Below are 14,275 nucleotides of genomic sequence, written 5' to 3'. Positions count from 1 at the left end.
CGACATTGGAGACGTGCGTGATGAAACGTATTTTACTAGGGACGGCAGCCGCCGTCAGTCTGAGTGTGCCTGGCTGGGCGCAGGTGCAAGCGGATGTCAGCTTCGAGTGGGATACAGATTGCCAAAGAGGAAATCCGGTCGACTACACTCTATCCGAAGAGGAGCGTGATTACGTCATTGTCTGCTCATACCACGGAGATGAAGACTGGATCATTGTTACAGGGCGGCTGGGTTATGATGAAGGGAGTGAGACAACATCTCCGGTCTCATTCCTATCCGAGCATGAGATAAAAACCCGCGGGCAGCAATATGTGTCCGAGCTGCTCCGCTCCCTGCCCGGTATCGCCGTCAGCACGTCGGGACCAGGCGCCGGGGTGACGCAGATTCGCGTGCGCGGCGCGGAAGCCAATCAGGTTCTGGTCCTGATCGACGGGGTCGAAGCCGCTAATCCGAGTACGGGCGAAATCGACCTGTCTGGCTTGCGGGCCGCCGACATTGTTAAAATTGAAGTCCTGCGCGGCGAACAATCGGCTCTCTACGGGTCCGACGCGGTGGCGGGCGTCGTGTCCATCGTCACCCGGGCCGGCGAAACCGAGCCGCAATGGCGCGCGAGCGTCGAAGGCGGCACCTACGGCACGTTTGAGGGTCAGATCAGCGCCGTCATTCCGATCGCTGGTGCGGCTCTTTCCGTGAATGGCAATGCGTTTCGGACAGACGGGTTCGACATTTCCGGTCTGGGCGGCGAGGTTGACGGGGCGCAGTCGCGGAGTCTGCGTGTCGGCCTGAACGCCGTCGAGCTCGGTCCCGTGCGGCTCGACGGGCTCTACAGTTTCAGCCTGCTCGATACGCAATTCGACGCCGACAGCCCGTTTGACGGGCGGCTCGACAATACGGATGACGAGACCGAACGCAGGCGGCAGCTGGCCCGGCTTGATGCGCGCTTTTCGACCGGATCGATCGATCACAAGATCAGCGGCCAGTGGTCCGAAACGGACACGGATACGGTCGGCGGCTTTTCATCTCGCAGCCAGGGAGAGCGCCGCAATATCAGCTGGGTCGCCGGGGTCGAAACGGACCGCCACGCCTTTACGGCGCTGGCGGAATATGAGCGCGAGACCTACCGGATCGTGCCCAACTTCACCGAACCGGGGGCCAGACCGCAGAATGAGGCAGCGGCATTGGCTGGCGACTACCGCTTCAGCCACGGCGCGCTGACCCTGTCAGGCTCAGTGCGTCACGATCTGAATGATCTGTTCGATGATGCCACGACTTGGCGCGTCGGTGCCGGCTACGGGTTTGACTGGGACGGACGGTTGCGCGCCTCGGTCGGGACGGGCGTGAAGAACCCGACCCTGATCGAATTATTCGGCTTCTTTCCGGGCTCCAACTTTACCGGCAATGCCGACCTGAAACCCGAACGCAGCCTGGGCGTCAGTGTCGGCTATGAGCAGCGGATCGGCAATTTTCGCGCCTCGGTCGATCTGTTCGAAAGTGCCCTGGAAGATGAGATCGTGACCCGCTTCCTGCCGCCGACATTTGCGCAGACGGTCGCCAATCTGGGAACGGAGTCGACCCGGCGCGGGATCGAGCTGGAAGCCCAATATCAGACGGGCGACTGGACCCTGTCCGGTGCTGCGACACATCTGGATAGCGAGCAGGATGGGGTCGAGGAAATCAGACGTCCGCGCTTCACAGGCAGCGCCAATGTGACCTGGCGTGCCAGCGATGCATTGAGCCTTTCGGCCTATCTCGATCATACGGGAACGCAGCGCGATACGGATTTCGCAACCTTCTCCGACGTGACGCTGGACGCCTTCACCCTGCTGGGGGCGCGGGCCGCCTGGGGCATCGGCGATCATGTGGTGCTGAGCCTGCGCGGCGAAAACCTGCTGGATGAGACCTACCAGGAGATTGTCGGCTATGCCGCACCGGGCCGGTCGGTCTTTGCCGGTCTGGCGCTGGACTTCTAGGCCTACTCCTGGCCTGTCGGCACGTTCGGCAGGTCGAGATTGGCAGGCCGAATCACATCCTCGCCCAGAAATGCCAGATGGCGCGCGACATCATAGCCGCGCGCTTCGAGCGCATCGATCAGACTTCCATCTCCGACCAAATGGCTGGTGCCGACCGCGACGAAGCCAGTCCCTGAGCCTTGCATGAACCGGTCGAGGCGGTCGGCCCAGCGCTCATGCCGGTCAAGAAAGATAGCCTCGCGATAGCCCGCCGGTGCGGTCGCTAGCGGTGTGGTGAGGTCGCGCTCCAGAGCCGCGACATCGCCGACCGCCCAGTCTTCCGCGATCCGGCGCAAGCCCGGGCCCATGTCATCGAACCGTTCCATCGTATTGGTCAGCAGCTCCAGCTGAACGGTTTCCGGCAGGTCGGCAATTTGCCGGATCTGGTCCTCGGGTGTTTCGAAATAGACGACATTCTTGCCTGAGCGCGCCGCCCTGGATTTCAGCGCTTCGTCTGCGGACAGATTTGCCGACAGGCCCTCCCCCTGCGCAGCGGACAGAGTCAGAAACTCGCCGGCCAGCCAAGGCTGCATTGCATCGAGCGCCGCAAGATCGAGCGCGCCATTATTGGCGACCGCTTCGAGCAGGTTGGACTGATAATTATCGAGCGTATCAGTCAGACGCCGTCCATCCGTTCGCAGGCCGAGCCGGGTGGCCAGCGCTTGCGCGCGCAGGGCCGCTGCGCCCTCATTGTCCGCTTCGAAGAAAACCGTGCCCGAAGCGGCGAAGGCTTCGCGCATATCGTCGCGCTGCCAGTTCAGATCATCCGGCAGCAGGTGGACCGTCCCGAACAGATAGAGGGTGCTGTCTTCATCCTGCAATCGCCAGATGGCCGGCGCATCATTGCGTTCGCGCGCTTCGCTGACCTTGCGCGCGGCCCCGTCCGTGATCGGGACCTGATCGCAGGCCATCAGTATCAGAAGGCCGAACCAAATCAGAAAGTTGCGCATATCAGTCTGTCGTACCTTTTGCGGGAATGCCATGGGCGTCCCGATCCAGTTGCGCCAGATAGGGCCACCAGGCGCGGCCTTCCTGCACCAGTGAGAACTGTACCATGATCGCAGGGTTCTCGACCAAATGGTCCGGCAGATCGATCGCCATGACGGTGCTCTGCCCCCGCGGCAGCCCGTAGGGTATCTTGGCGCGAGCGGCCTCGATCGCGCGCTCATGCCCATCATGATCGAGCGTAATATAGGACAGGTGGACGCTATCCTCACCCGTCAGGCGGCCCTTGGAATAAAGCGGCTCAGGCCCGTCATTGCTGACCCTGACGACGAAGCGGTAATAACCCGGTAGAGGGCTGTCGATCCGGGTCGGAATCGTGCTCAGACTAATATCCATCAGCGCCGGATTGATCGGACCTTTCATCCGGTCGACCCCGGTATCCGTATCGGGCACGAACGGTTCCGGATCCATGGGCCGATAGCTTTGCGCGTAATCGTCTGTGCGGATCTTCTCCATCAACAGCGCTGTGGACTCCGCCCAGCTGATCGGCGGATCCGTCTTGGCCGGAGGCGTCGGATCGGCCTGCGCCGCCAGTACCTGGTCCATCAACGTATCAACCGTGTCGAAGAAACGCGTCCCGCCCGGTGCGACTTCGCGAAAAACTGGGATGTCGCGCGCGATGACGCCGCATCCGGCGCGTCCGCCTTCGACCAGGGGCAGACCGAACCCTTCCGCGTGACTGGCCGCGATGACTGTTCCGGCGTCTGCGTAGGCCCGCGCCAGACGTGTATCATCCGCGTCCGAGATCCAGTCGAAGCGGGGGTCGCGCGCCGCCAGCGCCGTCAACTCGGCCTGCAGCCCTGTCGTGCCCCAGCCCGGACGACCGACAAAGGTCAGGCGCAGATCCGCGCCGCTGGCCCAGAGCCGTTCGAAAGCGGCGAGAATATCGGAATGACCTTTGCGGGGCTCCAGCGTTCCGACAACGAGGAAGTGGTCGGGATCATGCGGTCCGTCGTGCATCCCTTCGCCGCGCGCACTGCCCGAAGCGGGGTTGCCCGAAGCGAGGCTTGCAGGGCCGAGGCTGTCAGACCCAAGCCGGAAATGACCGATTTTCATCGGACGCGGGAAATCGGTACCCGACAGAAGATCGTGCAGCGCCTCCGCCGTCGCCTTGGAGACGCAGATGAAGGCATCGGAATAACGCAGGGCCGCGCGCAACCATTTCTGGAAATTGATCGGCATGCCGTCATCGCAATAGGCCGGATAAGCGACAGGCACGAGATCATGCAGGCCCGAAATGACGACCGCACCGCGCAGCCTTGCATCGGCCAGGACGGTCTCGAAGGATTTGTACCAGATCCAGCTACTATCGAGCAGGATCAGCGTGTCGCCGACCTGCGGATAGACGATCTTTCGCGTCAGCTTGCGTTCCGTGCGGAAGCGCCCTTTCGCATCCATGCGCGCGGCTTCAAGCCCGACATCGGAATCACAAACGACCAGTTGGACATTGGGGTGATTTTCTAGCAATTGCCGCGCAATCCGCGTCACTACGCGCTGAATGCCGGTACCGTAATCATTGTAGAACGTGCTGGTGACGTCGAACAGAATACGGCCTGTGGGCAGAGACGACGGAACCTCTGCGGCAGCCATATGGACGGAGAGCCGCGCCGGCGGAATGACGGCCCTGTCGATCGGCGGCATGAGCGCGGCACTGATAGCGCGCTGCTCGGCGACAGGCCGAGGTGTATTTCGCGTTGGTCGGACGAGTCCCTCAAAGCCCCTCGCCACGCGGTCTGCCGTGACTTCCCAGTCGAACAGATTGCATCGCTGCCGGCCCATTCTGCGCAGACGTCTGCCCAGCGCCGGGTCGTCGATCACCGCTTCGATATGGTCGGCCAGCGCGACAGCATCATAAGGGTCGAACAGCAGCGCCGCATCGCCCACGACGCCCGGCAGTGCGCCGGCCCGCGCTGCGATCAGCGGAGCTCCGGCCCGCATCGCCTCCAGCGCGGTCAATCCGAACCCTTCCATGATGGAGGGCTGGATCGCGATATCGCAGGCCTGATAGGCCCGGATCAATTCTGCATCCGTGCAGAATCCGGTAAAATCGAGGGCATCGCCGATGCCGAGTTCACGCGCCAGCGCGACAAGCTGTTCGACGTCGCCGCCAGGCTGATCGCCGACCAAGCGCAGCCTGATGCCGGACCGTCCCCGATCCTTCAACAGACCCATCGCCTGCAGAATGGCCCGAACATTCTTGCGCCAGTCGAGACCTCCGACATAGAGCAGCTCGGTTTCATTACCCTTTTGCGGCGCGCGTTCGGGCTGCAGACCGTCGACGATCTCCTGAAACCCGCGCGACAGACCGGACGAGACATTAATGACCGGCAGACCCGGATGAATGTCGCGCAATTCGCTTTCAGAAAAGGGCGAGACCGCGAAAGCCAGATCATACTGCGCCAGTGCGTCCAGATGGCGCGCATAGCAGGCGCGCGATACCGGATCACCGAGATAGCGGTCTTGAAAACGCCAGGGAATGGCATCGTGAAATGTCACAACGGAGGGAACGCCGGTCGCTTTGGGGGCGAGCAGTGAAACGTAGCGATTGTGGCCACCCTCGAACACGGACGGGCTCCAAATCAGATCAGGCGCGAGCGAACGGATATGATGGCCGAGAACGGCTTCGGACGCGCGTTGCTGATCCGTATAGCCACCTTGGCTTTCAGGTTTGAGAACAAGCCCTTCCCAGATATGAATCCGGTCGGCACCGAGAATTGGCGTCAGCAGATGGCGCGCCGTCTGCGCTTCCTCGGCATGGGAGGCATTGAGCGACAGATGTAGATCGAGATGCGGATGGTTGCTACGTAGAAAGGTCAGGGTTTCCAGAATGGCGCGACCGATACCGCGCAGACGGCTGGCGCTCTGAAAGCACTGACCGTCGATCCAGATCCGGGGGCGCGGACCGGTCTTATAAGGCATGCGGACAGAGGTCATGTGGCATCCCGATGCCGGGCGCGCGGCCGTTTCAGCACAGGCTTCAAAAGCCGCAGCAGAGCGTTGCTGTTGCGGCGCGGCGTCAGCAGAACCGGCGGCGGGCGCCGTCCGGGCGGCAGGTCGTCGGGATGCTCCGATGGGGGCGGCCCTTTATAACGCGCCGGGTTGGGGTCTGATGCGCGCTCCCGCGCGAGGATCGCCTGTGTCGCACTGGGATCCGGATCAAACGGATCGGTCGCGTTCCAGTTCTCGTCCCAATGATCGGGTCGCATGGCCAGACGGCGTCCCAGCGAGGGCCGGTTGAGAATGAACAGACGCACGGGCCGCAAGATCTTATAGTCCCGCCGCCAATGGGTGACCGCAATGTTCAGCAGCCAGAGCCTGAGCGCCGCGCCGAAACCGAATGAACGGATCCGCCCGGACAGGGTGCGTGATCGGGCGCGGCCTTTACGCAGGCCGGACATGACGACGCGCACGGGTTTGGTGACACGCCAGGCCGTCGATCGGCGGATCGCGTCGAGCCCGTGCGCATGACGGTCGATTTCCTCGACCAGATGGGCTTCGCGTATGCGCAAGCCATGCAGCTGCGCTTCCAGATCGCTGATCCGGGCCTGATGGCCTGTGCGCTCGTCCTGTAGCTGGCGGCATGCGGCCTGCGTCTGGGCCAGCGCCTGCTCCGTGCTCGCCACGCCCGCGCGCAGCGCCATGGCGGCCGCCCTGTGGGATTGCCGTTCGGCTTCCAGTCGGCGCGTCAGCCGCTCGATCCGGGCTGAAAGCTCCGGCGCGGCGGGCTCGGTCGCCTGCGCCAGGGCGTCCTGTGCTGCGGCCAACTCCTGCTCGAGACGGGCGACGTGACGGTGCAGATGGGCTTGTGCCTCATTGCCGGCATCGATGGCTGAACGGTGATCCTTGATCGACTGATGCAAGTCCTGCTGCGCCTGATTGGCCGATTTGAGGGCAAAGCGATAATCGTCCAACGCACGGTCCTGCGACTGCATGAGCGTCTGCATGGAATCGCGCTCTGCCGTCAGGCTGACCAAACGGTTCGGTATTTCCGACAGGCCGCTCCATTCGGTCACCAGCACCCGGTCTAGCACACTTGGCGGTTCGGCCAGCGCCGCGCGACGGGATGATTGATCGCGGTGCAGATAGAAGCGGTTCAGCCCATCACTTCGCACGAAGTCATAACCCCGCGCGACCAGCGCAGCGTGCCAGCCCGGTTCGTCCCCGCCCTGACTTTCCAGGCAGAGGACCCAAGGGCGCGCAGGGTGATCGCCCCAACTGTCGATGACGGCGGCCTCATGACCTTCCACATCTATTTTCATCCAGTGAATGGGCGTGTCGAGCTGATCCAGCACAGCGGTGAGCGGGACCGTATCGACCGTGATCCGGTCCGCACCTGCGCCATCGATAGCGGACAAGCCCGTACCGTCGACGCGCGACAGGATCGCCGTATCTGCCTGATCCGACACCGCCGCCGCGATGAAGGTCTCGTCAGGGCGGTGCTGCGAATAGAGTGCGTCCAGACCCGGGAGCGGATCGACGCTGATCCCGCGCCAGCCACGTTCGTAAAATCCGGCAGACACGGAATCGCGCAACGGATGGTACGCACCGATGTCGAGATAGGTCCCGGCCCGGACATCGCGCAGAGACTTGAACAGCGCCGCATCTTCCAGTGTCTGCGCATGCGAGCGAAACTGACCCTGGCGCTGATGCCGGGCCCTGTCAGGCAGCTGGGAATGGACGGGTCGGTTCATTGTGGCCCGTCTGCTAGAGGAGGAGAGGAGACGGTGCAACGCCCGGCTGCGGTGCAAGCGGCAAATTGCTGCGACCTTGCAGCCATTGTCATTTGTCAGCCCCGCAAACCCTCCCTAGACAGTGCTAATCGTTATCCTTGCCAGAGCGCATTTTTGTCACCTCACCTCTCAATTTCTTGCGTCCGGCAATGGTCCGGTCCGGTCCTTCGGGTTTAGAGAAAAGCCTAACGGATCATGGCTCACCTCATCCCTCAACCCTGGCGTCACGAATTGCGCCGTCGCCAGCGCCTCTGGCAATTGCGACGATTGCAGTCCGGATCGGGCGCAGGCGCGCATTCCGACGACCCGGTGACGGTTTACGGACTGTTTTCGAGCGCATCCGGCCTGGGACAGGCGGTCAGGCTTCTGGCCGACAACCTTGAACAGATCGGGCGCACGGTTCACCGGATAGATGTCACGGCGCATCTGCACGGAACCGGTCCCGCGCAGACCCCTGTCGCTACGACGTCCCTCACCCGTGACCCGGGTTGGGGCCCGATCATCTGGCACCTCAATCCCGTGGAAGCCGCCGAAGTGATGGTCGCTCTACCGCCACCGTGTCTGGCAGAGCGTCCGCGCATCGGCATGTGGCTCTACGAACTGAACGCCGCTCCAGCCCGGTGGCGGTCCTATGTACCGCTTTTCCATGCGATCTGGTCGCCCAGCGATGCGTCCGCCGCAGCGATGAAATCTCTCGGTGCCGACGCCGTGACCGTTCCTTACTGCCATACGGACATCTGCGACGTGCATGCGGCACGCGCAGATACGAGCCCACCCGTCTTTACGGTTCTGGCCATGGCAGATGCGCGCTCATCGCTGGCACGCAAGAATATTGCAGGGGCAATTGCCGCCTTTCGCTGCGCCTTCGATCAGACTGATCAGCAGGTGCGGCTTCGTGTGAAAGTGTCCCACCTGCCGGATGATGCGCCGCTCCGCGACGCGATCCGCGCCTGCCCGCAGGCCGAGCTGATCGAAAGCCGCCTCTCCTTTCGTTCAACATTGTCACTCATGGCCGAGGCGGATACATTCCTCAGCCTGCATCGCGGCGAAGGCTACGGGCTGACCCTTGTCGAATCCATGCAGATGGGCGTTCCCGTGATCATGACGGATGAGCCTTCGACGCGCGCCCTGCAGCTGGCCGGATCGAGCTGGACGACGCCCAGTCACACTGTGCCGGTCCGTGATCCGCAGGCGATCTATCGCTCCGGGCATTGGGCCGAGCCGGACCTGACGGTGGCGGCCAAACATCTGACAAAGCTGCGTCAGGATTGGCGGTCCGGCGCTCTTGCAACAGGACGCGAAGGCCGGATTCGCTCCGCCGCTCACATCTTCTCGGGACCTGCACGTCTTGATGGTTTGCGGGCAGCACTGGCCGCCTTGCCCCAGACCATAGCGCCGCAGGCTGAGCTGCGGCGCGTGGCGATGCGCGAAGCCAGCGCGACCTAGAAGAGCGCGTAGGCCTGATCCGGATCGATCAACTCGATCAGCTCGATTGCCATATGGGCATCTGCCTTGGTCAGCAGACTATCCACCCCATCCAGTAGCGGCTCGGGCAGGGATACGACCACATCGACATCATCCTTCGACAGATCGTCAAATATGTCGAGCGGTTCGGCCACCGGTGTGAGGCCGTCCTTCAGGGTCGCCGCCGACTGAGCCGCAGCAAAGGAAAAATCATTCTGCGTCAGTGAATCGCGGTCGACATTGCGCAGAATGATCTGATTGCCATTATTGAGCGTGATGACCGTATTTGTTCCGTTCTGCACAGCCGCGGCCTGAACCTGAGCGAAGGTCGTGAAGCCTGGAACGTTGGTGATCTGGATGACATCGAGGCCGGATTCGAAATCCATAATGGTATCGACACCGGTATTGTCATCATCGAACACGAAGGTATCGCGGCCTTTGCCCCCGAACATGAGATCCTTGCCCGCCCCGCCTGTCAGCGTGTCGGAAATGATGGACGTGTCATAGTTCTGGATGAAGGTCGCGGCTTCCGTATCCGTACGCTCACGCAACTCGAAACTCTCGGACAGTTCAACGATCATCGCCGTGCGGGTCAGCGCATTGCTATCCAGCGACGCGATGTAGGAATCACGCCCTGCCTGATCCGTATTGCCCGGCAAGACGTTGGTATAAAGGAGTTCGACGAATTCCGCATTGGTCAGATTACCATAAGTGTTCTGGAATTCGGTCGAGGCCACGAAATCCGTCGCAATTCCGGTCAGATTGATCGACTCGTTACGCAGCCCATCCGTGTAGAGCCTGAAGCCGGCCGCATCGGGGGCCCGGTCAAAGACCGCTTCATACAGGCGGAAGACCTGGAAATCGATCGGATCGAGAATGACGTTACTGGCGTAGGCGGCGCTTTCGAGCCGGGCCAGTTCGCGGAATTCCGATGATCCGGCCAGTTCCTCGACGACCTGAGCGCGGGTCAGGGCTGCACTATCCAGCGAGGCCGTATAGTTGGCCCGTCCCTGCGCGTCATTATTGCCCGGCAGGATGTTGGCGTAGAGCAGATCGACAAACTGCGCATTGGTCAGATTGCCGTAAGTCGCCTGGAATTCGGCGGAGCCGACAAAGTCCTCGAACATCTTCAGTTGTGTGACTGTTCCCAGACGCAGGCCGTTGACATACAGATCGAAGCCAGCCGTATCGGGGTCACGATCGAAGACCGCCTGATAGGCCCGGTAGACCGTCCCTTCGATGCCGCTCAGCACATAGGCCGTGTCACCGATCAGCGTATCGTCGCCTTGCCCGCCGCTCAGCGTATCGGCACCGTCGCCGCCGCGGATCGTGTCATTGCCGCCTTCGCCTGACACAGTGTCGTCACCGGACAGGGCGGAATAGTCGTCGTCACTCGCCGTACCGACCACGACATCGGGCCCTTCGGTAAACGTCACACCCGTCCCGGCGAGGGACGCGACGCTGACAAGCTGCGTTCCGTTGACGAAGCCGATAAATTCGACGTCGGAAATATTGACGCGGTCGGTTCCATCGGCGGCATTGACGAGAACGAGCTGCCCGTTTTCGACGGAAATCGTATATTCGTTACGGTTATTGCTGAGAATGACCGTGTCTGTCCCGGCGCCCCCCGAATAGGTGTCGTCGCCGGCATTGCCGGTAAAGACGTTGTCAGCGGCATTGCCGACAAACGTATCGTTCCCCGATCCGCCGATCGCGTTTTCGATCACCGTTCCGCGTGCAATCGTCAGCACGTTGATCAGCGCGTCCGTCGTGTCCGCCGTGACGGTATTGTCACCAATATCGGAAAAGGTTTCCGCGATCAGGCTGATCCGCTGGTTGGCGCTATAGCCCGAGAAGTCCAGCGTATCGGTCCCGCCCGCATCCCAGATCGAATGGGCCGGTGGACGGATACCCTGATTGAAGAAGTTCGTCTCCAGATCGTAGATGCCCGTTTCCGTCGAATTGAAGCCGTATGTGCTGTCGCCCGTTCGCGTATTGTTGTTGACCCCGTAGAGGTTCTGAATGGCGATGATATCGACGATCTGCAGACCAAGCGCGAAACGCGGCGTGCCGGAATTCGCCTCACTCTGATTGATGTAGCTCATCACCGTATAGTTCCAGGCATCCTGATTGTAGATCTGGAGCGAGGTCCCATCGAAAGCTGTGGAAGTGCCATTATACGGACCCCCATGTCCGAGGCCGAGCGCGTGGCCGACTTCGTGCAGATAGGTCTGGTAACGGTAGGAATTGAGTGTGTAATCCGGATTGCCGCTCCCATCCAGATCCCAGTTCTGGGACACGGTTACGGTAACGCCTGTAATGCCGATGGCAGGATTGCTCCGCGTACTGGCGAAGGCCTGCGCGCTGCCATCGTCTGGATCGTTATTTTCGTTGAAATCGATATCGGCGGTGCCGCCATCAGCCACAGCCGTGAAGGTCAGCCCCGACACTTCCGCCCAGGCTTCCATTGCCGCCAGAGCCAATGTCTTCGCCCCGTCCGACAGCGCAGAAATGTCATAGGTCAAATCCGTTTTCGGCCAGATTGTACGGGGCGAAAACTGATCGGTCAGGAAGAAGGCTGCCTGGTCCAGCGTGAAATCAGGGCGCTCATCATCACGTTCCGCATAGATCGTATAATTACCGATCCGGTTTCCGAACGCACTCGCTTCAACATAATATGTGCCCGACTCGGTCGGTGTGAAAACGATCAGAGAGTTCTGGTTTTCCCCGCGCGTCAGATCGCCATCGATCTCCACATCGTCGTTCGACGCCACTTCGACACTGGCGGAATTGAACAGTCTCAGCCACGGATCGCCAAGCGGATTAGCGCCGTCCCGCAACATGATGAACGTATATTCGACGCCCGCTTCAAGTTCGACGGCAAACCAGTCATCGTCTGTCGAGCCATTGCGCAGGCCAGTCACGGACCCGCCGATCTGAAGCGTACCTGTCGTCGTCGCATCGCCCGCGACGTCGCCGCCGTCTGGTTCGTTGGAAAGCGTATCGGCGACCTCTTTCAGCGCTTCGATGACGGCGTCCATTGTCACATCACCCATATCGGCAATCGTCGTCAGCAGCTCGCTCAGATTGGCACCCTCACCCAAATCCGTGATCAGGGCATCGATATCAGCCATGATCGCCTTGATCTGCGCCTTGGCATCCATGCCATGATCGTGACTGTGACAGGCACAGAGATCGGATTCCGCTTCGAAGACATGACCATTATCGACCATTGCTGTGAACAGGGCTTCGGCCAGAAAGACGCTGGGCGCTTTCGAGAAAATCGCAGCAATCGACCCGGCAGCCGTCTCGATAGCGAACGGGTTCCAGACATCGCTGCCCGGCATACGGAATGCGGCGGGGTCAGGCTGGAAACCTCCATCAAGCAGTAAGCCACTGGCTTGCGTGTCAATCGGTGCGAAAGACGACAGCTCCGTTTCGAAGGCGGTCGTCAGCGAATGGTCGGCATATGGGTTGAACATGAAGCTCTCATCTTGTCTGTGATCCGTCGACCCGCACTCCCCATGCGCATTGGTCTTCCGGTCCTGTTGGCGGCGTCAAGCCCACCCGCAACTCTTCGCGGGCCTGAACCTTATTGAGACTTCGCAAACTGATTGCAACTCACTTTGCCACAGCGTTGGCGCGCCTTTTTGACACGATTTGAGCGGATTGAAGCAAAAATATGGCGGCAGACCCGATGCAGCCTGCTAGGCAAGGCGCATGAATGCTCCAATCGATCCGGCCAAATTTCGCCATCCCCTTATCACCGCGCAAGGTGAAAGCCGCGCGATCGTTGCCTTCGACCAGCTTAGAACACTGTGGCTGAACACCGGATCGCTATGCAATATTGCGTGCGCCAACTGCTATATTCAGAGCAGCCCCACGGCCGATCACTTTGTCTACCTGACACCGGAAGACGTGGCGCCGCTATTGGACGAAATCGCCCCCCTCTCGACAGATGTGGAGATCGGCCTGACCGGCGGCGAGCCTTTCCTCAACCCTGACATTATCGAGCTTTGCGACATGGCACTGAGCCGCGGCCACAGCCTGCTGATCCTGACCAATGCCATGCGGCCCATGATGCGCTCCCGCGTGCAGGACGGTCTGCTGGGTCTGGCCCGCCGTTTTCCGGACCGCATTACGCTACGTGTCAGCCTCGACCATTACACCGCCGCGGGGCACGATACTGAGCGCGGCGAGGGCGCCTTCGCCAAAGCCCTGATCGGAATGGACTGGCTCGCATCGCACGGATTCGATCTGCATATTGCGGGTCGCGCCGCGTTCACTGACTCCGAAGCTACGGCCCGTGAGGGCTACCGCGCCCTGATTGCAGCGCATGGCTGGGATATCGATGCGGATAATCCGGCCACCCTGATGCTGTTTCCGGAAATGGACGAGCGGCTCGACGTGCCCGAAATCACGACGGCATGCTGGGACATTCTGTCCGTCGATCCCCGCAGCATGATGTGCGCCTCGTCGCGAATGGTTGTGCGTCGTCGCGGCGAAGCGACCGCCCGGCTGCTGTCCTGCACATTATTGTGGGACGATCCGCAATTCGACATGGGCGGCACGCTGGCGGAGGCGACGGGGCCTGTATCCCTCAATCACCCCCACTGCGCGAGGTTCTGCGTCCTCGGCGGGGCCAGCTGTTCCGCCTGAAGGCTCTGGTCGCGCAAGACTATTCTGGCGCAAATGGGCTGGGTCCGTTCACGCGAAGCAGAAAATCAGCCATGCCCGCGACCATGGCCTGGCGGTTCGCCTGCATGGACATGTAATGGTCTTCATTTTCGAAGCTCAAATAGACACCACTGACTCCCGCCGTCTCGAGGCGAGACCGCATTTTGGTGAACTGGTCATGCTGCACTGAGGCATCCAGCGTACCGTGCGCCATGAAGACCGGCACCTGAATATCGTCGGCACGGTCGACGGGGTTGTTGGCACGCATCAGCGCCTTGTCGCGCATCAGGGTTCCGAAAGTACGTTCAGCACGGATGGTGCCGCGGACATAGCGTCGAGCATCCGAAATCGCTTCAGGAATATCAGTCAACTCTCTGTGGGTGGAGAGAG

At 61.3% G+C, this 14,275-nt stretch carries 8 protein-coding genes; 3 read left to right on the top strand and 5 right to left on the bottom strand.

Annotation, left to right across the window (positions count from 1 at the left end; translation table 11 throughout):
* Positions 1 to 20: 20 nt before the first annotated feature.
* Positions 21 to 1,970, top strand: a complete 1,950-nt coding sequence (locus AB6B39_RS03245) for a TonB-dependent receptor plug domain-containing protein (RefSeq protein WP_284371842.1) — start codon at positions 21 to 23, stop codon at positions 1,968 to 1,970.
* A 2-nt stretch (positions 1,971 to 1,972) separates the two neighbouring features.
* On the opposite strand, the gene AB6B39_RS03240 is transcribed toward AB6B39_RS03245, so the two are convergent.
* From AB6B39_RS03240 to AB6B39_RS03230, 3 genes are read right to left on the bottom strand one after another with little or no spacing between them, the layout of a single operon-like run.
* Positions 1,973 to 2,959 (bottom strand): TraB/GumN family protein, encoded by a 987-nt coding sequence (locus AB6B39_RS03240; RefSeq protein WP_371398689.1) that lies wholly within the window; start codon positions 2,957 to 2,959, stop codon positions 1,973 to 1,975.
* 1 nt (position 2,960) lies between these two features.
* Positions 2,961 to 5,948 carry a glycosyltransferase gene (locus AB6B39_RS03235; protein ID WP_284371757.1) on the bottom strand — a complete coding sequence of 996 codons (2,988 nt, stop codon included), beginning with the start codon at positions 5,946 to 5,948 and terminating at the stop codon, positions 2,961 to 2,963.
* Positions 5,945 to 7,705, bottom strand: a complete 1,761-nt coding sequence (locus tag AB6B39_RS03230; protein WP_284371755.1) for an FkbM family methyltransferase — start codon at positions 7,703 to 7,705, stop codon at positions 5,945 to 5,947. The genes AB6B39_RS03235 and AB6B39_RS03230 overlap by 4 nt, the downstream gene beginning before the upstream one ends.
* Positions 7,706 to 7,939: 234 nt before the next feature.
* Between AB6B39_RS03230 and AB6B39_RS03225 the strand changes: the two genes are divergently transcribed.
* Positions 7,940 to 9,190, top strand: a complete 1,251-nt coding sequence (locus AB6B39_RS03225; protein WP_284371753.1) for a glycosyltransferase — start codon at positions 7,940 to 7,942, stop codon at positions 9,188 to 9,190.
* Here AB6B39_RS03225 and AB6B39_RS03220 read toward each other — a convergent pair.
* Positions 9,187 to 12,690, bottom strand: a complete 3,504-nt coding sequence (locus tag AB6B39_RS03220) for a DUF4214 domain-containing protein (protein ID WP_284371750.1) — start codon at positions 12,688 to 12,690, stop codon at positions 9,187 to 9,189. The two genes, AB6B39_RS03225 and AB6B39_RS03220, sit on opposite strands and share 4 nt — an antisense overlap.
* A 238-nt stretch (positions 12,691 to 12,928) precedes the next feature.
* Here AB6B39_RS03220 and AB6B39_RS03215 point away from each other — a divergent pair, with 238 nt between their 5' ends.
* Positions 12,929 to 13,867 (top strand): radical SAM protein, encoded by a 939-nt coding sequence (locus AB6B39_RS03215; protein ID WP_284371748.1) that lies wholly within the window; start codon positions 12,929 to 12,931, stop codon positions 13,865 to 13,867.
* A 19-nt stretch (positions 13,868 to 13,886) separates the two neighbouring features.
* On the opposite strand, the gene AB6B39_RS03210 is transcribed toward AB6B39_RS03215, so the two are convergent.
* Positions 13,887 to 14,255, bottom strand: coding sequence for an alpha/beta hydrolase family protein (locus tag AB6B39_RS03210; RefSeq protein WP_284371746.1), 369 nt, complete (start codon positions 14,253 to 14,255; stop codon positions 13,887 to 13,889).
* Positions 14,256 to 14,275 lie beyond the last annotated feature (20 nt).

Source organism: Algimonas porphyrae (assembly GCF_041429795.1).
Taxonomy (GTDB): Bacteria; Pseudomonadota; Alphaproteobacteria; order Caulobacterales; family Maricaulaceae; genus Litorimonas; species Litorimonas porphyrae.
The sequence above is the reverse complement of the archived record's forward strand: the minus strand, read 5'-3'. Positions and strand labels throughout refer to the sequence as shown.

What these genes read in the sequence shown, in the direction of transcription:
- AB6B39_RS03230 (WP_284371755.1), bottom strand. Translation starts at nt 7,705, where the DNA reads ATGAACCGACCCGTCCATTCCCAGCTGCCTGACAGGGCCCGGCATCAG.
- AB6B39_RS03220 (WP_284371750.1), bottom strand. Translation starts at nt 12,690, where the DNA reads ATGTTCAACCCATATGCCGACCATTCGCTGACGACCGCCTTCGAAACG.
- AB6B39_RS03240 (WP_371398689.1), bottom strand. Translation starts at nt 2,959, where the DNA reads ATGCGCAACTTTCTGATTTGGTTCGGCCTTCTGATACTGATGGCCTGC.
- AB6B39_RS03225 (WP_284371753.1), top strand. Translation starts at nt 7,940, where the DNA reads ATGGCTCACCTCATCCCTCAACCCTGGCGTCACGAATTGCGCCGTCGC.
- AB6B39_RS03235 (WP_284371757.1), bottom strand. Translation starts at nt 5,948, where the DNA reads ATGACCTCTGTCCGCATGCCTTATAAGACCGGTCCGCGCCCCCGGATC.
- AB6B39_RS03245 (WP_284371842.1), top strand. Translation starts at nt 21, where the DNA reads ATGAAACGTATTTTACTAGGGACGGCAGCCGCCGTCAGTCTGAGTGTG.
- AB6B39_RS03215 (WP_284371748.1), top strand. Translation starts at nt 12,929, where the DNA reads ATGAATGCTCCAATCGATCCGGCCAAATTTCGCCATCCCCTTATCACC.